20 protein-coding genes are annotated in these 21,104 nt (G+C 67.7%); 8 read left to right on the forward strand and 12 right to left on the reverse strand.

Translation table 11 applies throughout. The annotated features are described in order from the left end of the window. Position 1: 1 nt before the first annotated feature. The 3 genes from HD592_RS10250 to HD592_RS10260 all read right to left on the reverse strand — a co-directional run bounded on the left by HD592_RS10250 (position 2) and on the right by HD592_RS10260 (position 2,794). A complete protein-coding gene (locus tag HD592_RS10250; protein ID WP_184453863.1) occupies positions 2 to 1,465 on the reverse strand; it encodes a solute carrier family 23 protein in 1,464 nt (487 codons plus the stop codon). 122 nt (positions 1,466 to 1,587) lie between these two features. Next, positions 1,588 to 2,424, reverse strand: a complete 837-nt coding sequence (locus HD592_RS10255; RefSeq protein WP_184453865.1) for a DUF3027 domain-containing protein — start codon at positions 2,422 to 2,424, stop codon at positions 1,588 to 1,590. After that, positions 2,417 to 2,794 (reverse strand): cold-shock protein, encoded by a 378-nt coding sequence (locus tag HD592_RS10260; protein ID WP_184453867.1) that lies wholly within the window; start codon positions 2,792 to 2,794, stop codon positions 2,417 to 2,419. The genes HD592_RS10255 and HD592_RS10260 overlap by 8 nt, the downstream gene beginning before the upstream one ends. A 144-nt stretch (positions 2,795 to 2,938) precedes the next feature. Between HD592_RS10260 and HD592_RS10265 the strand changes: the two genes are divergently transcribed. Both HD592_RS10265 and HD592_RS10270 read left to right on the forward strand, forming a co-directional pair. Further along, positions 2,939 to 5,002, forward strand: coding sequence for a TPM domain-containing protein (locus tag HD592_RS10265; RefSeq protein WP_184453869.1), 2,064 nt, complete (start codon positions 2,939 to 2,941; stop codon positions 5,000 to 5,002). Positions 5,003 to 5,124: 122 nt separating this feature from the next. Further along, positions 5,125 to 5,841: a PspA/IM30 family protein gene (locus tag HD592_RS10270; protein WP_184453871.1), complete on the forward strand. Its 717-nt coding sequence runs from the start codon at positions 5,125 to 5,127 to the stop codon at positions 5,839 to 5,841. Between the two features lie 107 nt (positions 5,842 to 5,948). Here HD592_RS10270 and HD592_RS10275 read toward each other — a convergent pair whose 3' ends face one another. The 3 genes from HD592_RS10275 to HD592_RS10285 form a co-directional block, all read right to left on the reverse strand. Further along, the gene (locus HD592_RS10275) at positions 5,949 to 6,521 is read right to left on the reverse strand and encodes an NYN domain-containing protein (RefSeq protein WP_184453873.1); all 573 of its coding nucleotides are present in this window, start codon (positions 6,519 to 6,521) and stop codon (positions 5,949 to 5,951) included. Between the two features lie 164 nt (positions 6,522 to 6,685). Next, positions 6,686 to 8,212 (reverse strand): glycerol kinase GlpK, encoded by a 1,527-nt coding sequence (gene glpK, locus HD592_RS10280; RefSeq protein ID WP_184453875.1) that lies wholly within the window; start codon positions 8,210 to 8,212, stop codon positions 6,686 to 6,688. Between the two features lie 104 nt (positions 8,213 to 8,316). After that, a complete protein-coding gene (locus HD592_RS10285) occupies positions 8,317 to 9,123 on the reverse strand; it encodes an MIP/aquaporin family protein (protein WP_184453877.1) in 807 nt (268 codons plus the stop codon). Between the two features lie 420 nt (positions 9,124 to 9,543). On the opposite strand from HD592_RS10285, the gene HD592_RS10290 reads away from it, so the two are divergent. The 5 genes from HD592_RS10290 (at position 9,544) to HD592_RS10310 (ending at position 14,274) form a co-directional block, all read left to right on the forward strand. Then, positions 9,544 to 10,488 carry a sugar-binding transcriptional regulator gene (locus tag HD592_RS10290; RefSeq protein WP_184454645.1) on the forward strand — a complete coding sequence of 315 codons (945 nt, stop codon included), beginning with the start codon at positions 9,544 to 9,546 and terminating at the stop codon, positions 10,486 to 10,488. Beyond that, positions 10,485 to 11,012 carry an amino-acid N-acetyltransferase gene (locus HD592_RS10295; protein ID WP_184453879.1) on the forward strand — a complete coding sequence of 176 codons (528 nt, stop codon included), beginning with the start codon at positions 10,485 to 10,487 and terminating at the stop codon, positions 11,010 to 11,012. The genes HD592_RS10290 and HD592_RS10295 overlap by 4 nt, the downstream gene beginning before the upstream one ends. 211 nt (positions 11,013 to 11,223) lie before the next feature. After that, a complete protein-coding gene (locus HD592_RS10300; protein WP_184453881.1) occupies positions 11,224 to 12,012 on the forward strand; it encodes a (Fe-S)-binding protein in 789 nt (262 codons plus the stop codon). Position 12,013: 1 nt separating this feature from the next. Beyond that, entirely contained in the window at positions 12,014 to 13,615 is a 1,602-nt protein-coding gene (locus HD592_RS10305) for a LutB/LldF family L-lactate oxidation iron-sulfur protein (RefSeq protein WP_246430021.1), read from the forward strand. Beyond that, positions 13,612 to 14,274: a LutC/YkgG family protein gene (locus HD592_RS10310; RefSeq protein ID WP_184453883.1), complete on the forward strand. Its 663-nt coding sequence runs from the start codon at positions 13,612 to 13,614 to the stop codon at positions 14,272 to 14,274. The genes HD592_RS10305 and HD592_RS10310 overlap by 4 nt, the downstream gene beginning before the upstream one ends. 58 nt (positions 14,275 to 14,332) lie before the next feature. Here the strand turns inward: HD592_RS10310 and HD592_RS10315 are convergent, their stop codons facing one another. Further along, positions 14,333 to 15,070 carry a TetR/AcrR family transcriptional regulator C-terminal domain-containing protein gene (locus HD592_RS10315; protein ID WP_184453885.1) on the reverse strand — a complete coding sequence of 246 codons (738 nt, stop codon included), beginning with the start codon at positions 15,068 to 15,070 and terminating at the stop codon, positions 14,333 to 14,335. A 164-nt stretch (positions 15,071 to 15,234) separates the two neighbouring features. On the opposite strand from HD592_RS10315, the gene HD592_RS10320 reads away from it, so the two are divergent. Next, positions 15,235 to 15,864: a uridine kinase family protein gene (locus HD592_RS10320; protein WP_184453887.1), complete on the forward strand. Its 630-nt coding sequence runs from the start codon at positions 15,235 to 15,237 to the stop codon at positions 15,862 to 15,864. A gap of 203 nt (positions 15,865 to 16,067) precedes the next feature. On the opposite strand, the gene HD592_RS10325 is transcribed toward HD592_RS10320, so the two are convergent. The 5 genes from HD592_RS10325 to HD592_RS10345 all read right to left on the reverse strand — a co-directional run bounded on the left by HD592_RS10325 (position 16,068) and on the right by HD592_RS10345 (position 20,945). Further along, a complete protein-coding gene (locus HD592_RS10325; RefSeq protein ID WP_184453889.1) occupies positions 16,068 to 16,553 on the reverse strand; it encodes a PTS sugar transporter subunit IIA in 486 nt (161 codons plus the stop codon). An 18-nt stretch (positions 16,554 to 16,571) separates the two neighbouring features. Beyond that, the gene (gene nagE / locus HD592_RS10330; protein ID WP_184453891.1) at positions 16,572 to 18,161 is read right to left on the reverse strand and encodes an N-acetylglucosamine-specific PTS transporter subunit IIBC; all 1,590 of its coding nucleotides are present in this window, start codon (positions 18,159 to 18,161) and stop codon (positions 16,572 to 16,574) included. 32 nt (positions 18,162 to 18,193) lie between these two features. After that, a complete protein-coding gene (locus HD592_RS10335) occupies positions 18,194 to 19,069 on the reverse strand; it encodes a PRD domain-containing protein (protein ID WP_184453893.1) in 876 nt (291 codons plus the stop codon). 168 nt (positions 19,070 to 19,237) lie between these two features. Beyond that, positions 19,238 to 20,599: a hypothetical protein gene (locus tag HD592_RS10340; protein WP_184453895.1), complete on the reverse strand. Its 1,362-nt coding sequence runs from the start codon at positions 20,597 to 20,599 to the stop codon at positions 19,238 to 19,240. Further along, the gene (locus HD592_RS10345) at positions 20,586 to 20,945 is read right to left on the reverse strand and encodes a PadR family transcriptional regulator (protein WP_184453897.1); all 360 of its coding nucleotides are present in this window, start codon (positions 20,943 to 20,945) and stop codon (positions 20,586 to 20,588) included. Before HD592_RS10345 ends, HD592_RS10340 begins: the two co-directional genes overlap by 14 nt. Positions 20,946 to 21,104: the final 159 nt, after the last annotated feature.

Consider the following 21,104-nt stretch of genomic DNA (forward strand, 5'->3'; position numbering starts at 1 on the left):
CTCAGGCGAACAGGGCCTGGATCGGGCCGAGGAGGAAGTACACGATGAAGAGCGCCGAGGTGAGCCACATGAGTCCGTGGACCTTTCCGGCCTCGCCCTTGGCGATGCGGATCACCGTGTAGGTGATGAAGCCGATGCCGATGCCGACGGTGATCGAGTAGGCGAAGGGCATGAAGGCGATCGTGAGGAACGCGGGGATCGCGATTTCGGCCTTCGACCAGTCGATCTCCGCGACCTGCATCATCATGAGGAAGCCGACGAAGACGAGGGCCGTCGACGCGGCTTCCGTCGGCACGAGCTCGACGACCGGCGCGAGGAAGGTGGAGGCGAGGAAGAGCAGGCCGGTCACGACCGAGGCGAGGCCGGTGCGCGCGCCCTCGCCGACGCCCGCTGAGGACTCGATGTAGGAGGTGTTCGAGGAGACGCCGCCGACGCCGCCGGCGATCGCCGCGAGGGAGTCGATGAGGAGGATCTCGCGGGACTTCGGCGGGTTCCCGTGCTCGTCGAGGAGCTTCGCCTCGCCGCCGATGGCCACCATCGTGCCCATCGTGTCGAAGAAGTCGGCGAGCATGAGCGAGAAGATGAGGAGGACGACCGCGATCGGGCCGAGCTTCGCGAAGGCCCCGAACATGTCGACCTGGAAGAGCGAGCCGAAGCTCGGCAGGGACACGAGGGAGCCCGTGATCTCGGGGATCGTCTGACCCCAGCCGGTCGGGTTGACGACCGCGCCGGTCTCGTCCTTCATCGCCGGGATGTGGAGGAGGGCCTGGAGGATCATCGCGACGACCGTGGAGGAGAGCAGACCGATGAGGATCGCGCCGCGCACCTTGCGGATGTAGAGGACGATCGTGAGGATCAGGCCGATGACGAACACGAGGGCGGGCCACCCGGCGAGGGAGCCGTTGACGCCGAGCTGTACCGGCGTGCCGCCGGGGCGGATGATGCCCGCGTTGATGAGGCCCACGAAGGCGATGAACAGGCCGATGCCGACGGAGATCGCGGTCTTGAGCTGGCGGGGCACGGCCTTGAACACGGCTTCGCGGAAGCCCGTGAGTACGAGGACCGTGATGAGGATGCCCTCCCAGACGATGAGGCCCATGGCCTCCTGGTAGGTCAGGCCCGAACCGCCGACGAGGGTGAAGGCGACGACCGCGTTCAGGCCCATGCCCGCGGCGAGGGAGAGGGGGAAGTTGGCGACCAGGCCCATGAGGATCGTGACGATCCCGGCGACCAGGGCCGTGCCCGCGGCGATGTCGCCGAAGCCGAAGCCGGCGTCCTCGGGGAGGGTCGTGGACAGGATGATCGGGTTGACGACGAGGATGTAGGCCATCGCGAAGAAGGTGACGAAGCCTCCTCGCACCTCCTGACCGACGGTCGATCCCCTCTCGGAGACGTGGAAGAACTTGTCGATGGATGAGGTGGCTGCCGCGGGATGGGAGGCCGCGGCCGTATTCTTTGTGCTCACGGGACAATCGTGCCTTCGGTCACCAAAGCGACGCAACAATCATGCAGTGACACGCATCACCCCTCCGCCGCTCAGGCGCGGCCGGACGGAATGGACGAGGGCGGGGCGCGATCCTGCGGGGCTCAGGCCTCGACGGCGTCCTGCGCGACCGCCGTCGAGGCGTCCGCCTCCGGCTGTTTCGGCATCGGTTCGGCATCGAGGGCGCCCTCGTCGATCCGCGAGGGGCGAACCGGCCACTGCGTCCCCTGCTTGGGCGCATCCGTCTCCGAATGGGCCCCGCAGGTGTGGTCCAGGCTCACGACCCTGCCGTCGTCCGGCGCCCACTCATTGGCGCACACGCCGAACACCGTGCGCATCGAACCGGACATCTTCACGAGAAACCCGCAGGTCGAGCAGGAGTTCTTCGGGGGACGACCCGCCTTGGGGCCCTGCTCCGAACGGTACCAGCGCTCGACCGCCGCCCGGCGCCCCTCCTCCGACAGGACCCTCTTGCGCCCGAGGCCGATCTCCTTGACCTCCGGGAGATCCAGATCCGCACTCGCATCCTCGAAAGCCGCCTCCAGGCGCGCATCATCGGCCTGGTAGGGCAGGGTGTCCTCGCGGGTGAGATCGCCCGGGCGCAGGCGCTCTTCCCAGGGCACCCATTCGGGTGCGAGCAGGGCGCCCTCGCGGGGCATCATGTCGACCTCGCACACCGTCGCCGCGCGGCCGCGCGGGACGCGGGCGACCGTCACCGCCCAGGCCCAGCCGCGGTATCCGGCGTCCTGGGAGGCGAAGAAGTGGGTGCCCAGGCGCTCGCCGTCCATCACGAAACCCAGGTGCTCGCCCACGCGGCGCGGGTGGGCGACGGCCTCGGCGGATTCCTTCGCGAGGCCCACCGCGCCCGACAGGACCGCATCGGTCTTGGGGGTGCGCGTCCGGGCGGACTTCGCCCGGGCGTTCCGACTGGTCTCAGGCATCGAAATCCTCCGCGACCGCGCGCAGGACCTTCGCGACCTGCGCGGAGTTCTCCGGGTAGCGGCCCGCGCGCAGACCGGCCGAGGAGGCGTCGAGGAGTTTGATGAGGTCCTCGATGACCGGGACCATCGCCTGCGGCTTGCGCCTGCGGGCCGCCGCCGCGGACTTCTTCGGCGCCAGGATGCGCACCGACAGGGCCTGCGGGCCCTTCCGGCCGTCTGCGACGCCGTATTCGACGCGCGTGCCCGGCTTCGGCGCGGGCGCGTCCTCGGGGAGGGCGGAGGCGTGGAGGAAGACCTCCGCACCGTCATCGCCGCCGATGAAGCCGAAGCCGCGCTCGGCGTCGAAGAACTTCACCTTTCCTGTGGGCACAGAACCCCTCCTCGAGGACTCGACACGATCCGGGTTCGGATCTCGTCCCACCATCCTAGTTCCCACTCGCGCTCAGTGCGTCCCCGGGGCCCTTTGGGCCTAGGCTGAAGCCGAACAGCGACTTCGCGACGACCAGGAGGAACCGTGACACTGCCGAGCCCCGCGATCCGCGTTCTCGCCACAGGAGCCGTGAGCGCAGCACTTCTCGCCATGAGCGCCGCGGCGGCCGTCGCCACGAGCCCGGTCACCGTGTCCGATCACCTCACAGACCCGGGCTCCTACTTCAACGCGTCCCAGACCGAGGCGATCACCCGTTCGATCGACTCCGCCGCCTCCGCCGGCCTCGACGTGTACGTCGTGGCCGTGCCCGACCTTTCGGGCTCCGCACCCGTCGAATGGTGCCAGCGGACGGGGGCGAACTCCGGCCTGTCCGATCAATCCATCGTGTACGTCCTCGCCTACGAGGAGCGCAGCCACGCCTCCTGCGGCAACGCCGACGAGCAGGTCGTCTCCGACTCAGCCCTGACCGGCGCGATGGCCGATGCCAAGTCCGTCCTCGGCCGGGCCGACCCCCTCGATCCCGCGACTGCGGCGACGGCGATCGGCGCCTTCATCGATTCCGCGACCTCGGCCGCCGGGACCGGCTCCGGATCGGGCGGAGCCTCTCGCACGACCTCCTCCTCCGCGGATTCGTCCGCCACGACCTCGTGGGTCCCCGCCGTGGCCGCCGTCGGCGGTCTGGCCGCGCTCGGCACCGGAGTGTTCGCCATGCGCAACAAGCGCCGACTCACCCGGTCGACGCGCGAGGCGCAGGAGCGCGACGCGCAGTCCGCCGAAGCGCGCGTCGCCCGGGCGAACTCGCTCCTCCTTCAAGCCGACGAAACGGTCCGTTCCGCCCGCGACGAGCTCGAATACGCCCGAGCGCAATTCGGCGCGTCCAGGACCGACGCCTACGCCGCGGCGCTCGACCGCGCCGGAGCCGCGGTCGCGCAGGGATTCACTCTCCAGGAGGCGATGAACTCCTCGACGATCCCGAGTGAGCGCGCCGGCCTCGCCGATCAGATCGGGGGCTCTCTCGACGCGGTCATGCCCGATCTTCTGGCGCGCCAGCAGGAATTTGCCGCTCTGCGCGACCAGGAAGCCGGGGTGGAGGCCCAGATCCAAGACGTGCGCACGCGCATCGAGGAGAACGCCTCCCGGATGGATACCGTCGACGCCGAGCTCTCCGCCCTCGCCGCCCTGTACCCCGCACAGACCATCGCCTCCTTGCAGGACAACCCCGGGCAGGCGCACGCCCTCCTCGACTCGGCCCGCGATGCCGTCGAACGAGCGGCGTCGCTCGCACCGCACGACGCCTCCTCCGCCCTCGTCGCCCTCGACACCGCTAGACGCGCCGTCGCGATGGCCGGCCATCAGATCGACGGCGTGCTCACGGCGAAGGACGACCTCGCCCGCGTCGATGCGCTCCTCGTGGACGCCATCGCCTCGATCACCGCGGACTTGGCCGACGTGACGCGCCTCGGCGCTGATCCGACGGCCTTCGCGCCGCTCGTCCAGGACGCCAACAGGGCCGTTGACGCCGCGCGCTCGGCGCGATCGGGCAAGGGCGACCCGCTCGCGGCCCTGGAGGACCTCCGCATGGCGGAGCTGGCGCTCGACGCCTCCCTCGAATCCTTGCGGAGCGCCGAGGCGGCTCTCGAGAAGAAGCGCGGAGCGGCGGTGAAGGCCCTCGCCGACGCGCGCGCCCAGGTGCTCCGCGCGGAGTCCTTCGTCCAGTCGCGTCGCGGCATGATCGGCCTCGACTCCCGATCCCTCCTGTCGCGCGCTCAAAGCGAGCTCGCCCAGGCGGACGCCCTGACCGCCTCCGACCCGGATCGTGCGCTCGCCCTGGCGGCTTCTGCGCGCTCCGCGGCGACGACCGTCCTGTCCGCTCCGGCTTCCCCCAGCGCCGAGGACGGGCGCCTCTTCGGAACGGGGGCTCCCGATCGGGGGTCCATGACCGGATCGACCCTGGGCGACGCCCTGCTCTGGTCGGTGCTGCTGGGCGGCGGGCGATCGCACGAGCGTTCGGATCACCGGGACGCCGGATTCGGGGGCGGCTTCGGCGGGTTCGGAGGAGCTTCCGGCGGGGGCTTCGGCGGCGGGGGCTTCGGAGGGGGCGGCTTCGGAGGGGGCGGCTTCGGCGGCGGGCGCGGCGGCTCCTTCTGAAACGGACCCCGCCGATCGCGCAGGCCGCTCCCAGACGCCGCCCAGGGATACTTGCTAAGGTCGAATCGTCCGCATGGAGGGACACACCGACGTTCTTCTCCATCCCCAGAAAGGACCAGACCATGGCTGAAAAGCAGTCCGTGCTCGGGCGCATCGCCCAGCTCGCCAAGGCGAACATCAACGCCCTCATCGACCGCGCCGAGAATCCGCAGAAGATGCTCGACCAGCTCATCCGCGACTACACGAACTCCATCGCCGAGGCCGAGGCCGCCGTCGCGCAGACGGTCGGCGATCTCCGTCTGGCCGAGAAGGACCACGAAGCCGACGTCGCCGCCGCTGACGATTGGGGCCGCAAGGCCCTGGCCGCCTCCCGCAAGGCCGATGAGCTCCGCGCCGCGGGCGACGCCGCGGGTGCGGATCGTTGGGACGGCCTGGCCAAGACCGCCATCGGCAAGCAGATCTCCTTCGAAGAGGAGGCGAAGGCGGCTGAGCCGCTCATCGCCTCGCAGACCGAGGTCGTGGCGAAGCTCAAGACCGGCCTCATTCAGATGAAGGAGAAGCTCAGCGAGCTCAAGGACAAGCGCAACCAGCTCGTCGCGCGCCAGCGCACCGCCGAGGCGCAGGCGAAGGTGACGGACGCGATCTCGTCGATCAACGTCCTCGATCCGACTTCGGAGCTCTCCCGCTTCGAGGACCGCGTCCGCCGCGCGGAGGCCCTCGCCCAGGGCAAGACCGAGGTAGCCGCCGAGAGCCTCGACGCCCAGTTCGCCGAGCTCGAGACGGATTCGTCCTCCACGGAGATCGAGGCGCGCTTCGCCGCGCTGAAGAACCGGCAGTGAGGCCTCGCCGCTCGATCGACGGAGCGGGATGAGACGCCGAGAGGGCCTGCGGGATCACTGATCCCGCAGGCCCTCTCCCGTCGTGCCCCGGCGCGGACGGGAATCGATCAGAGGAAGTCGAAGGGGTTGAAGTCGTCGACGTCGATGATCCGCAGCCTCGGCAGCGTCACCTGGAAGGCGTGAACGTCGTATTCGAGGTCGATGATCTCCAGGCCCTTGTCCTCGAGCTCGTGGAGCGAGGATGCGAGGAACTCCCGGAAGCACATGACGGCGACGCGCCGTCCCATGTCGAGGAGGTTCTCCACCTGCGGGGCGAAGTCGGCGTCGTGGCTCGCGAGGATCACTGCGCCGGATTCGAGTTCGGCGATCGCGTCCATCGTGCGCTGGAGGCCGACGTCGACGACCTTCATGTCCTCCGGGCCCGACAGCGGGATCACCGAGTAGTCCATCGCGTTGAGGGCCTGGATGAAGCCCATCGGCAGGATGCCGGAGGATCCGTTGAGGAAGAAGAGGCCCTTGGCGGGTTCGTCCCACTGGTGCGCCGCCGCTTCGAGCACCCGGTCCCAGCGGGGTCGTTCTTCGGGCAGGGGGCGCCGGTCGAGGACCGACATCCCCAGGGTCGCGTCGATGTTCTCGCCGTCGACGATCAGATAAGTCTTTTCGCTCATAGGTGTCACCATGGCACCAGCCTAGAGCGGCCCGCGCTTTTCCGCGCGCCCCGCCATCGGCGCTGGCGCTTCGCGCTGCAGGTGCGCGCTTCGCGGGGGTCCGCAGGCGGGAAGCGGCGGGGGCGGGGCGATTCCGAAGAACCGGCCCCGCCCCCGCACGGGCGCGAGTCAGAGCGTCACTTGACGTCCTCGTCGACCCAGTCGTAGGTCCGAGTCACGGCCTTCTTCCACAGGCGGTAGGTGCGGTCGCGCTCGGCGGCGTCCATCGACGGCGTCCAGCGCTTGTCCTCCTGCCAGTTGGCGATGACGTCCTCGGTGCCGTTCCAGAAGCCGACGGCGATGCCGGCAGCGTAGGCGGCGCCGAGGGCGGTGGTCTCGGCGACGACCGGGCGGATGACGTCCACGCCGCACAGGTCGGCCTGGAACTGCATGACGAGGTCGTCGCGGGTCATGCCGCCGTCGACCTTGAGCTCCTTGAGCGGAACGCCGGCGTCGGCGTTCATCGCGTCGAGGACCTCGGCGGACTGGAAGGCGGTCGACTCCTCGACGGCGCGGGCGATGTGGGCCTTGGTCACGTAGCGGGTGAGGCCGACGATCGCGCCGCGGGCGTCGTCCTTCCAGTACGGGGCGAAGAGGCCGGAGAACGCCGGGACGAAGTAGACGCCGCCGTTGTCCTCGACCGTCTCGGCGAGGGCCTGGATGTCCGAGGACTTCTCGATCATGCCGAGGTTGTCGCGGACCCACTGGACGAGCGAGCCGGCGACGGCGATCGAGCCCTCGAGGGCGTACACGGGCTTCTCATCGCCGAGCTTGTAGAGCAGCGTGGTGAGGAGGCCGTTGTTCGAGAAGATCGGCTCTTCGCCAGTGTTCATGAGCATGAAGCAGCCGGTGCCGTAGGTGTTCTTCGCGGTGCCCTTCTCGAAGCAGGCCTGACCGAAGGTCGCGGCCTGCTGGTCGCCGAGGATGCCGGAGATCGGAACGCCCGCGAGCAGGCCGTTCGGGCGGCCGACGCCGTAGACGGCGGCCGAGGGCTTAATCTCGGGGAGCATCGACGTCGGGATGCGGAAGTCGGCGCAGATGTCCTCGCGCCATTCGAGCGTGCGGACGTCCATGAGGAGGGTGCGGGAGGCATTGGTGACGTCGGTGGCGTGGACGCCGCCGTTGACGCCGCCGGTGAGGTTCCACAGGACCCAGGTGTCCGGGGTTCCGAAGAGCAGGTCGCCGGCCTCGGCCTTCTCGCGCGCGCCCTCGACGTTGTCGAGGATCCAGGTGATGCGGGGGGCGGAGGGGTAGGTCGAGATGTTCTCACCGGTGATCTGGCGGTAACGCTCGGTGCCGAGCGGGTCGCCCGCGGCGATCTCGCGGACGATCGGAGCGGTGCGGGTGTCCTGCCAGACGAGCGCGTTGTAGACGGGCTCACCGGTGTTCTTGTCCCAGACGATCGTGGTCTCGCGCTGGTTGGTGATGCCGACGGCGGCGAGCTGCTCGCCGTTGATCTCGGCCTTCTGGAGGGCCTCGGCGACGACCGCGCGGACGGACTCCCAGATCTCGACGGGATCGTGCTCGACCCAGCCCGGGTTCGGGAAGATCTGGGTGAACTCCTTCTGGCCGACCGAGACGATCTCGCCGGAGTGGTTGAAGATGATCGCGCGCGAGGACGTGGTGCCCTGGTCGATCGCCAGGACGAACTTCTCAACGGACATTCTCATGTTCCCTTCTGGTCACTTCTTTGTGTTTCAGCAGGACGCGGGGTCCCAGGCGAGTCCGCCCGGGACCCCGCGTTCGGAGTACGGGTCTGCTGCGAGGATCAGGCGGCGGTGACGAGGCCGGAGCCGTAGGCGACGAGGACCGCGACGACGGCGCCGAGGATCGGGCCGACGACCGGGACCCAGGAGTAGCCCCAGTCGGAGCCGCCCTTGCCCTTGATCGGGAGGACCGCGTGGGCGATGCGCGGGCCGAGGTCACGGGCCGGGTTGATCGCGTATCCGGTCGGGCCGCCGAGCGAGTTGCCGATGACGACGATGATGAGGGCGACGCCGAGCGGGCCGATCGCGGTGGTCGTGTATCCGGAGACGAAGACCCAGAGGATGAGGACGAAGGTGCCGATGGCCTCAGTGAGGGTGTTCCATCCGTAGGAGCGGATCTCCGGGCCGGTCGAGAAGACGCCGAGCTTGAGGGCCGGGTCGCAGTCCTCATCGAAGTGCTGCTTGAAGGTGAGCCAGCACAGGACGGCGCCGACGAAGGCGCCGAGGAACTGGGCGACGATGTAGATCGCGACGTTCGCGGCGGTCACGGCGATGCCGCCCTCGCCGACGGCCGGGCCGTTGAGGGTGACGGCCGGGTCGAACATGTAGGCGACGACCTTGGCGATGGTCACGGCGGGGTTGAGGTGGCCGCCGGTCGTGTAGGCGACGTAGACGCCGGCGAGGACTGCGAAGCCCCAGCCGAAGTTGATCATGAGCCAGCCGCCGCCCTTGCCCTTGGACTTCGGCAGGAGGTTCGTCGCGACAACGCCGCCACCGAGGAGGAGGAGGATCGCGGTGCCGAGGAACTCCGACATGAAGATCTTGCCGGAGCCGACTTCAGCAACTGCAGGAAGAAGTGTTGCGAGCATTTTTCCCTATCTTTCTCCAACGCATCCTTGCGCCGGATCTCCGGACGGTCTCCCGCCCGTATGTGCCGATGGCGAAAAGGTCAACGCACTTCGCCACCGCCGCTGATCGTAACTCTTCAAATCGCGCACGAGCTGGGAAAAGCTTGGCGATTCATCGGAGGTCGAACCGGTGGGCGGCGCCGCCTGTGGACTCGGCGGAACGTTGCCCTATTCACTTGGACGGCCTCAGTATGCCAGCGCCTGCACATTGATCCGGAACCATTGGGCGTTTGTGCATCTGCAAATCGTGACGCCGCTCATACGTGACGCCTCGCACCGCCCCCAAGCACGTGCACATTCCAGGAAATGTCCCTGCACGCCTGTGCATGGCACACTAGGCCCGTGACCATTCGCGACGAACAGGCCCACGAAGCGGCCTCGATGTACTACCTCCAGGGGCAGACGATGGAGACCATCGCCCGCCACCTGGGCGTCTCGCGCTCCTCCGTCTCGCGCCTCCTGTCCTACGCGCGCGAAACCGGGCTCGTCCGCATCTCCGTCAGCGCCGCCCCGGGGAACAAGGGCACCCTCGCCGGACAGATCTCTGAGCTCTTCGGCGTCCAGACCTCCGTCGTCCCCGTCCACGACGTCCACACCGAAGTCAACCGGCTCCACAACGTCGCCCTCGTCGCCGCCGAACGGCTCATCGACATGATGAAGCCCGGCGCCACCCTCGGCATCGCCTGGGGCAACACGACTTCGGAGATCACCCGCTGCCTCCCCAAGGTCAGCTTCCCCGGTTCAACCGTGGTCCAGCTCAACGGCGCGGCCACCGCCACCGAATCCGGCATGCCCTACGCCGACGCCATCATCTCCCGCGCAGCCCGGGCCATCGGCGGCTCGATGGTCCACTTCCCCGTGCCGACCTTCTTCGACTACGCCGAGACGAAGAGCGCCCTGTGGCGCGAGCGCTCCGTCCGCGCGGTCCTCAAAACGATCGACAACTGCGACATCGCCCTCTTCGGCGTCGGCTCCCTCTCGGCGCGCCTGCCCTCCCACGTCTACTCGGGCGGATTCCTCGACACCGAGGAGATCGCCGCCGCACAACGCGACGGAGTCGTCGGCGACGTCTGCACCGTGCTCCTACGCGAGGACGGCTCCACCGACATGGAACTCAATTCCCGGGCGTCGGGCCCGACGCCCGAGACCCTGCGCCGCATCCCCCGGCGCCTCTGCGTCGTCGCGGGCGCCTCCAAAGCCCTCCCCCTCCTCGGCGCGCTGCGCGCCCGCGTCGTCACCGATCTCGTCCTCGACGACGGCGCGGCGCGCGAACTCCTCGACCTCGTCCGCACGCGCTCGAACCAGACCCGGGGCGGCCTCCGATGACGCACGTCATCCGCCAGGCGCGCCCCACCGATGTCCGCGCGATCGCCGCGCTCGTCGAGCCCTATGCGATGCGCCGGATCCTCGTCGTCAAGGAGCTCATCGCCTACTTCGAAGACGTCCAAGAATTCGTGGTCGCCGTCAATGACGAGGACGGCGAGATCATCGGCTGCGGCGCCCTGCACGTCATGTGGGACGACATCGCCGAGATCCGCACCCTCGCCGTGTCGCCCGACCACCTCCACTCAGGTGTCGGCTCGGCGATCCTGCGCACCCTCATCGCGCGCGCCCAGGACCTCGACCTCAAACGCGTCTTCTGCCTGACCTTCGAAGTCGACTTCTTCGCCCGCCACGGCTTCTACGAGATCGAGGGCACGCCCGTCGGCGAAGACGTGTTCTACGAGATGATCCGCAGCCACGACGACGGCATCAAGGAGTTCCTCGACCTCGCCTCCTTCAAGCCGAACACACTCGGCAACACCCGCATGATGCGCGATCTCGACGGCGCCACCGCCGACGCGGGCTAGGCCTCGCACCCCGGGACCAATTTCCTAAGTGCGGGTTCACGCTATTCGTCCTCCCGCACCCGGTGCGCCCTTCGCTTCGGGCGGACAGGACAGGCCCCCTTTCCCCCGCGAACGCGCCAAGAGCCGTGCCGACCTCCAAGTCGAAGGGCGCACTCCGCCGGTCGTGACGTACAGTCGGCACTGTTCGACAGACGCAACGACAAGGACGCCCATGCGACTCGCACTCTTCGCCACCTGCATCGGAGACCTCATGTTCCCGCAGGCCCCGCAGGCGACCGTTCATCTCCTCGAAAGACTCGGGCACGAAGTCGTCTTCCCCGAATCTCAGGGCTGCTGCGGCCAAATGCACATCAACACCGGCTACTTCCCCGAGGCCGTACCCCTCATCAAGAACCACGTGCGGACCTTCGAACCGGTCCTCGACGGGGAATGGGACGCGATCGTCGTCCCCTCGGGCTCCTGCACGGGCTCGCTGCGCCACCAGGCGGAAATGGTCTCGCGCACCGAAGGCATGCCGGGAATGGCCAAGCGCGCCGCCCAGATCGCCGAGAAGACCTACGACCTCTCCGAACTCCTCGTCGACATTCTCGGTCTCGAGGACGTGGGCGCCTTCTTCCCGCACCGGGTCACCTACCACCCGACCTGCCACTCCATGCGCATCGCCCGGGTCGGCGACCGCCCCTACCGCCTCCTCAAGGCGGTCGAGGGCATCGACCTCGTCGACCTCCCCGAAGCGGAATCCTGCTGCGGATTCGGCGGCACCTTCTCGATGAAGAACCACCAGACCTCCACCGCGATGCTCGCCGACAAGATCGCCAACGTGAAGGCGACCAAGGCCGAGATCCTCACCGCAGGCGACTACTCGTGCCTCATGCACATCGGCGGCGGCCTTTCGCGCCAGCGCGCGGGCGTCCGCCTCATGCACCTCGCAGAGATCCTCGCCGGCACGCGAGAGCAGCCCTGGGAAGCCCCCGAGACCACGACGAAACTGGGAGCCTGAAATGACCCGCGAACACCCCGCCGCAAGCGCACCGACAGGCTGGTCGCCCTCGGCCCCCGCGCCCGAAGAGCCCCTCAAGTGGGGCAAGCCCTTCCCGAAGGCCGCCGCCCAGACGCTGCGCAACACGCAGATGCGCCGCAACCTCACCCACGCGACGACGACCATCCGCAACAAGCGGGCCCTGCGCGTCGCCGAGATGCCCGACTGGGAGCAGCTCCGCCTCGCCGGATCGGCCATCAAGAACCGCGCGATGTCCAGGCTCCCCGAGCTCCTCGAAGAACTCGAGCGCAACGTCACCGCACGCGGAGGCGTCGTCCACTGGGCGAAGGACGCCGCGGAGGCCAATGCGATCGCCTACGCGATCGCAGCCTCCAAGGGCGTGGACGAGGTCGTCAAGGTGAAGTCGATGGTGACCCAGGAGATCGGGCTCAACGAGTACTTCGCCGAGCGCGGCATCGCCGCTTGGGAGACCGACCTCGCCGAGATGATCGTCCAGCTCGCCGATGACATGCCGAGTCACATCGTCGTCCCGGCGATCCACCGCAACCGCTCCGAAGTGCGCGCCATCTTCAAGGCCCGCATGGGCGATGCCCCCGAGGACCTCGGCGACAAGCCGGTCGAACTCGCGGGAGCGGCGCGCGCTCACCTGCGCAAGAAGTTCCTCTCGGCGAAGGTGGCCATCTCCGGATCGAACATGATGATCGCCGAGACGGGCACCCTCACCGTCTTCGAGTCCGAGGGCAACGGCCGCATGTGCCTCACCCTGCCCGAAACCCTGATCTCGATCGTCGGCATCGAGAAGATCGTCCCGAACTACCGCGACGCCGAAGTCATCGCGCAGCTCCTCCCCCGTTCGGCGACCGGCGAGCGCATGAACCCCTACACCTCCATGTGGACCGGCGTCACCCCGGGCGACGGCCCGCAGGAGTTCCACCTCATCCTCCTCGACAACGGGCGCTCGAAGGTCCTCGCCGACCCGGTCGGCCGTCAGGCCCTGCACTGCATCCGCTGCGGTTCATGCATGAACGTCTGCCCCGTGTACGAGCACGTCGGCGGCCACGCCTACCAGAGCGTCTACCCCGGCCCGATCGGCGCGATCCTCACCCCGCAGCTGCGCGGCTCCTTCTCGCACTCCGACCCGGGCGCCTCCCTCCCCTTCGCCTCCTCGCTGTGTGGCGCCTGCTTCGACGCCTGCCCCATGCGCATCAACATCCCCGAGGTCCTCGTCGAGCTCCGCCACCGCGCCGTCGAGGCTCAGCGCGGCGGCCTGCCGAGCGTGTGGGATGTCGCGATGAACGCGGCGAAGATCCCCATGGCCTCCGGGCCCCTCATGAAGGCCGCCGGGCGCCTCATGCCCGTGGGCCGCGCCCTCGCAGGCTCGGATCGGCGCATCGTCAACCTGCCGTGGCCCGGCACCGCATGGTCGAACTCCCGGGACGTCCCCGCTCCGCCCGCCCAGACCTTCCGCCAGTGGATGGCCGAGCACGCCGAATCGGGGCCCGCTCCGGCCTGCGGATGCCATGGGGCCTGCGCGGGTTCTTCCGAAACGCCGTCGGGGACCGCGACGACGCCGCTGATCGACGATAAAGGAGCCCAGCTGTGAGCTCGAGGGATGAGATCCTGGCAACCCTGAGGGCTGCCCGCAACGCCTCCCAGTCCGCCGCCCCCTCGACCGAGGTGCCGCGCGACTACCGTCTCGAGGGAGACGACTCCCCGGGGTCCGCCTCGGTGCTCGCCGAGTTCGTCGAGAAGCTCGAGGACTACAACGTCGAGGTCCATCGCATCACGGCGGATGCGATCCCCGAGACGATCTCATCGGTTCTCGACGCGCGCGGCGCCGAATCGGTCGTCGTGCCCGCCGGGCTCGACGCGGCCTGGAAAGAGGCCGCTGGGAAGGGGGAGCGCCTCCTGCGCGTCGATTCCGTCGAGCACCCGCTGAGCAAGGACGAGCTCGACGCGACGCACGCAGTCGTGACGGCTTCACGCACCGCCGTCTCACTGTCGGGGACCATCATCCTCGACGGCGAGCCCGATCAGGGCCGGAGGATCATCACCCTCCTGCCCGACCTGCACCTGTGCGTCGTCAACGCCTCGACCGTTCAGGCGACCGTGCCGCAGGCCGTCAGCATCATCGGCGAGAACCCCACGCGACCGACGACCTGGATCGCCGGGGGCTCGGCCACTTCGGACATCGAGCTCGTCCGCGTCGACGGCGTGCACGGTCCGCGCTCCCTCGTCGTCCTCCTCGTCGAGGACCTCTGAGTTCGAAACTCCGCCCGCGGGCCCGCCGGATCGACTGATTCGGCGGGCCCGCGGTTCGTCAGCCCCCCCGGAACGGAGCGATGCGCGCGGAGATGCCGGCGAGGACGGTCTCGAGCTCGAAGGCGAACTGCGCGTCGACATCACCGCCCTCGACGATCCTCAGCCCCTCGACCTTTCCGCCCGCGAGCTCCTCAAGCAGGGGGAAGGCGCCGGGCACTTCGTCGAGCACGCCGAAGAGGCGCGAACCGGGGCCCTCCGGGAGGGGCCGCGCCCCATGCGGGTCCTCGCCCGATCGCCGCATCGCATCCGCCCTGCCCGCGTGCACGGCCGTATGCGCGACGAGACTGAGCGCGCGAACCGCGTCGCTCAACCCCAGGCCCTCATCGACGAGGGTCCGCAGGATCCGTTCGACGGGTTCGATGAAGGCGAGGGCGCTCGAGGAGTCGAACTCCAGATGCGGGGCGAGCGGTCCGATCGATGCGATCGAGGCGCGCATGGCCAGCGCGAAGCGCCGAAGGGCCGCCTCCCAGTTCACAGGGGCCTCGCCCTCGACGAAGGCCCTGGCGGCGAGCCGGGCGCGGTCGAGCGCGACCAGGCGGAGGAAGTCCCTGCGTCCGCCGACGTGGTAATTGAGGGCCGTCGGATCGACCTGGAGGATCTGCGCAACGGCCTGCATCGTGACCTTCTCGGGCGGAAGGGCGCGCGCGGCTTCGATGATCTTGTCACGGTCGATCCGAGGCGGGCGCCCTTTGCAGGGTGAGGAGTCCTCCGTCTTCCGTTTCTTCGACGCTGACATGTTCCCCGATCCGTACGCCTGCTCGATCCGTACCGCAGCCTCCCATTCTATCCGCCTTTCTCAGGCTCCTGAGGAATCCTGTGAGGGATCGGGCAAGCACTCTCACACCCCCTCGCGCCTCATGCGGACTCCTGACGGCCCTCGTCCGTCGTATCCTGGCCTTCATGGCCGTCACCCCCGCCCCCAGAGCCCGCGTCATCATCCTCGCCGGACCCTCCGGCTCCGGGAAGACCTCACTGTCGACGCGAACGGGGATACGCGCGGTCTCCCTCGATCACTTCTACAGGGACGACACGGAGGACGGGATGCCCCGCTTCCCCACGGGCCTCATCGATTGGGACGACCCGGCCTCGTGGAACCACGACGAGGCCCGGGACGCGCTCATCGAGCTGTGCCGAGCGGGCTCGGCCCAGATCCCCGTCTACGACATCCCGACGAACAGGCGGACGGCGGTCCAGACCCTGTGCCTCGACGAGGCCGAGACCGTCTTCATCGCCGAAGGAGTCTTCGCCGCCTCCCTCGTCGATGATCTCCGGGAAGCCGGAGTGCTGGCCGACGCCCTCTGCATCGCGCGCTCCCCCCTGCGCAACATGTGGTACCGCTTCCTCCGCGATCTCGGCGAAGGCAGGAAGGCGCCGCACGTCCTCGTCCTGCGCGGGATGCACCTGGCCAGGAAGGAGCCGGCGATGGTCCGGGGGTGGATCCGCCAGGGCTGCCGCCCCGTGACGAGCCTCGGCGAGGCCGAGAGCGCCCTGCTCCTCACGACCGCGAGGAATGCGACCGCGAGGAACTAGGTGTATTGGCCGGAACCCAGCAGCGGAAGCCGCCCTACTCCTCAAACATGCACCTTTGAAGCACGAAATCATAGTCGTAGGAGGATAAGAGGCGGGAGAGCCTTCCTGGCGCTGAATGCTTTCATAAGTCGTTTCGCCAGCAAGGCCCCCTCAGTCACGTGTCCGGGTCACGTTCCTCCAATTTCGGTGCCCGAACTGTGCACCTAAGCGAGAAATGCCACCGCCGCTGGCTCACCGGCTATCACCCTCCCTTTCTTCGCTTTCACCTCGGCGACCTGTTTGCGCTTTGAGAAGACGACGGGCGTGATCGGATTGCGTCCAGAGGCGCGCACAGCTGCGACATCGAATCGGATAATGGGCTGACCGAGCATAACCTCAGTGCCCTCTGGAACGAGGGACTCGAATCCTGCGCCGCCAAGCTCGACAGTATCGAGACCGATATGCACGAGTACCTCCAGCCCACCTTCAGTGACAAGGACAAAGGCGTGCAGAGTTCGGAACACCCGAATCAGTCTGCCCTTCACCGGGCTGCAGACATCCACTCCCGCAGCATCCGGCTCCGGAATCACTGCAAGTCCGGGGCCAAGCACCCCCGATGAGAAAACGGGGTCCGGGACTTCACCGATCTCCACAACCTCGCCGACGAAGGGAGCGGCGATCTGGACCTTTTTCCTCCCAAAAGTGAACACGACGAATCCTCTCCGACCTCAGATCGACTGCTCGCCCTTGAGCTCAGCTCCACTCGAAGCGAGCAGGGCGGCCACCTCGTCATACACGAATTGGACCTGCGGCCCAATAATGACCTGAACCGACTTTTGCGACGGACGGATCACACCGGGGACTCCTGCTTTCTTGATCTGCGATTCTTTGACCGCGAGATGATCCGCGACAGCGACGCGCAGACGGGTCGCGCAGTAGTCGATGGACACGATGTTCGCCGCCCCGCCCAGGCCCTCGAGAATCTGCTGCGCCGCCCGGGACGGAGCCAAAACCCTCGCCGTGTCCACATCCGTATCATCCTCATCATCGCGTCCGGGAGTCTTGAGCTTGAGGATCGGAATGAGGAAGTAGAAGACGATGAAATAGATAACGGCCCATACAACGCCCTGGAGGAGCAGCATGTACCACTTGTGCGCGATCGGGTTCTGCGTGGAGAGGAACATGTCGACGAAGCCCGCGGAGAATCCAAAACCGGCAGTCCAATGCATCGCCGCTGCTACTGCCACCGCAATACCCGTGAGAAGCGCGTGAAGTATGTAGAGGATCGGGGCAGCGAACATGAAGGAGAATTCGAGGGGTTCGGTCACGCCCGTGAAGAAAGATGCGAGGGCCCCGGCCATCATGAGAGAAGCCACGGTCTTCTTGCGCTTCGAGTCCGCGCGCAGATACATCGCGAGGGCCGCAGCAGGCAAGCCGAACATCATGACGGGGAAGAATCCGGCCTGGTACATACCCACATAGCCGATGACTTCGCAAGACCCCGCGGCGGCATCCCATACACCCGGGCAGGAGGCCGCGTCGGTTGCCGCCGCGGCAGCCTCGATCGTTTTACCACCGCCGAGGAAATCACCGATGTCGTTGATACCAGCGACGTCGAACCAGAAGATCTGGTTGAGGGCGTGGTGCAGACCCGTTGGAATGAGCAAGCGATTGAAGAAGCCGTAGAGGCCCGCGCCGAGAGCACCGTGGCCGACGATCCACTGACCGAAGTGAAAGAGGATCGAGTAGAGAAACGGCCACACCAAGTAGAGGATGCCCGACAGAATCATGGAGAAGAAGGACATCATGATCGGGACGAGGCGGCGGCCTGAGAAGAAGGCGAGGGCATCCGGAAGTTTCGTATTGTGGAAACGGTTGTAGGTCCAGGCGGCAAGAACGCCGACAAGGATGCCGATGAGGACGTTGCCGTTGTTGATCTTGCCCCAGCCGTCGGCGATCCAGGCGAGCTTTTCGGCCCCCTCGAGCGCCTCGAGATCCACACCCCGATAACCCGCTACAGCCTTTTCACTGAGAAGGGCTGTCACCGTGCCGTAGCCGATAAAGCCGCCGAGAGCGGAGGCGCCGTTAGAGTCCTTGGCGAGGCCGAAGGCGATCGCTACAGCGAAGATCCAGCCGAGGTAGTCAAGAATGGCAGCGCCCGCCTTGATGAGGACCGCCGCGAGAATGGAGTTGGCACCCCAACCTTCGGGATCGATCCAGTAGCCGATGCCCATGAGGAGGGCGGCGACGGGCATGACCGCCACCGCACCCATGAGGGCCTTCCCGAGCTTCTGAAGGCTCGTCATGATCGCGTCCATTGATTCTCCTTCGAATCGCGATGTGTCTGTGATCAGGAATGACGCCTGACGTCTTGACGCCAGCCATGGAGGAAGAGCGCCGTGAAGGCGACTTCACCCGCGACTTGGGCCGCGGGAGTCTGGAAACCCTCGGAGAGGATCTGGACGATCTCCTCAGCGAGGGCGTAGTCGTCCGGCGCGTCGCGTTGGATCGACAGAAGAGCCGCGTTGGCCCGCAGCTCGCCGCCCTTGAGACGGCGCGAGAGGGCGACGATGTGAGAGACAAGTTCAGCGCGGGCGTCCTCGCGAACGGTCGTGCCACGGACGAGCCGGGCGATCACCGTGTCGGTCAGTCCAGCGAGGGCGTTCGCCTGTGAAAGGGGGCGCTTCACCGTTTCGCCAGTCGCGGCGGCACGCAGGTGGAGGGTGATGAAAGCGGCTTCGTCGATAGGGAGCACAATGTCCAGCCTCGCATTGACGTAGCGCAGGAGAATTTCGGCAGCGACGAACTCGCGGGGGAAACGGGCACGGATTTCGGGCAGCAGCGGGTTCTCGATCATCTGTCCCTCAGCGAGCCGTTGGATGGCGAAGGCGAGATGATCGGTGAGGATGACGTAGACGGAGGGGTGGAGGGCGCCGAGCTGTTCCTCCGCGAGCTCGACCCCGCCGGAAACCGCTTCGAGCGTGGCTGCGGGAATGTTCTTGAGGAGGTTGAGGTAGTGGGAACGATCCTCCCCTACCGCGATATAGCGTTCCCGGACGGCCTCCTCTGGGATCTCATCACCGGGACGCCGACCGAATCCCAGTCCCTTTCCGACGAGGATGACCGGCGTATCGGAATCAACATCGACCGCCGCGACGGCGTTGTTGTTCAGCGCATGCGTCACACGGTAGGGACACTGCGGCTGGGACAAGCTCTCCTCGGTCACCTGGGGCTCCTCTTTGAGCGATACCACCCGGGTTCACCCGAGTGCTTCCCCGGTGATGCCTGCCGAACAGTGACACCCAGAGACTCCGATCGCTCGCGAGTCTACAGGATGGGATCACAAATCCCCAGGTTTTCCACACGCAAGCGTCTCGCCCGCCGGCTGAGGTGCTCAGGCGAAGCGGAAGACGAGCGGGAAGACGAAGGCGACGATCCCCGCCCAGACGGCGAAGACCGGGAGCGCCGCCGACTGCCAGCGCTCAAGGGCGAGTGAGCCCCTCCCCCGCGCGAGCCTCCCGTAGCCGACGAGGGCGCCGACGAGGTGGATGAGGAGGAGGATGTTGACGCCGAGGGCGGCGAGCTTGTTCGCCGAGGCCCCGTACTCGACGACCCGGCCGCCGAGCGCCCACAGGAGGAGGAGATCGACGACGATCCCCGCGACGATGAGTGCCATCTGCATCCAATCGAGCGCCCGCACCCGCAGCTCCGAGGGGCGCGCCGACACGGTGAAGATGACGATCGCCTCGACGACGATGAGGAGGACGTCGAAGACGATGAGGATCTCGCGATTCGCCTCGATCGGATTGCCCGTGACGGCGATGGCGACGAGGAAGCTGAGGAGGGCGATCGTCATCACCGGCGTGAACACGGCCGTGAGGACCGGCGCGACGTTCTCCATCGCCGACTTCTTGAGTTCGACGAGCCACGCGCAGACGAAGAGCGCGCCGACCGCGCAGATCGGGATGAGCCACGAGAGGACGGTGCCGTAGGGGCCGTTCGTCTCAATGCCGATCGCGGCGAAGACCGCGGTGATGAGGGCGATGACGACGCCCCCTCCGAGGGCTGTGAGGATGTAGTAGATCGCGCCCTCGCCGAGGAAGCGGACCCAGTCCATCCATGCCTCGAGGCTCCGCCACCGCGCACCGAGATAGGCGATGCCGACGAGGACGAGGACGAGGACCGGCAGATGGATCATCGTGAGGAAGACCGTCTGGCCGTTGGGGTCGCCCGGATAGGCGATCGCGATGCCCGCCCCCGCCGCGACGGCGACGCCGAGGAGTACGAGCCCGCGGGCCTCACGGCTTCTCGCCGTCGCGGCGAGGTAGACGGCGAGGAGGGCGAGGGGGATGAGGAAGACGGAGCGCATGAGGAGTTCGGTCTGATCCGCGGGCGCGAACTCCGCGAAGAGCCGCGTGAGGACGCCGGCGACGAGGCCGAGCCCGAGCGCTGCGGGGAGGTGCCAGGCGGGGCGTTCCGCGTCCTCGTCGAGGCGCCGCCATGCCCGCTCGGGGTGCGCGAGGAGGTATTCGGAGGCGATTTCCTCCCCCGCGCCGAAGCGGTGGTTGATGATGAGGGCCGCTTCGGCGGACGACAGGCCGAGGGCCTGGAGCTCGTCGTATTCCGAACGCAGGTGATCGGCGAGTTCGGCGAGGTCATCGCCCGTCAGGCCGCGGCGTCGGCTCAGCGAATCGATCAGGGGCGCGAGCGCTTCGGGGACGATCGGGGAGCCGCAGCTCGGCTCAGGAGTCTTCATCGTGTCCTTCTTTCCTCGTAGCTGCACGGAGCAGTCCGGTGAGGGTCGCGGCGACGAGGCCGATCGCCTCTGTCCGCTCGTCGAGCTCCCGGCGGCCGAGCTTCGTGAGGGTGTAGTACTTCCTGCGACGCGCGCCTTCGGCACTCACCCAGCGGCTCTCGACGAGGCCCTGGCGCTCGAGACGGTGGAGCAGGGGGTAGAGCATCCCCTCGTTCCAGTCGAGTCCGCCGCCGGAGGCCTCCTTGATGCGCCTGAGGATCGAATACCCGTATTCCTCCCCCTGCGCGAGCACGCCGAGGACGATGGGCGTGGCGGAGGCGGCGACCAGATCCTTGTCGATGCGCATTCCCCCACCCCCTTCATACCTAGCAGTGCTAGGTATAAGTCTAGGCGCATCACACCGGAATTCAAGACCCCGAAACCGAAACGCGGTGGGGCTCCGGGCGCCGCGCGCCCGGAGCCCCACCCCGACCGAGTCAACAGAGGATCGAATCAGACCCTCAGC

It is taken from the genome of Schaalia hyovaginalis, from assembly GCF_014208035.1.
Taxonomy (GTDB): domain Bacteria; phylum Actinomycetota; class Actinomycetes; order Actinomycetales; family Actinomycetaceae; genus Pauljensenia; species Pauljensenia hyovaginalis.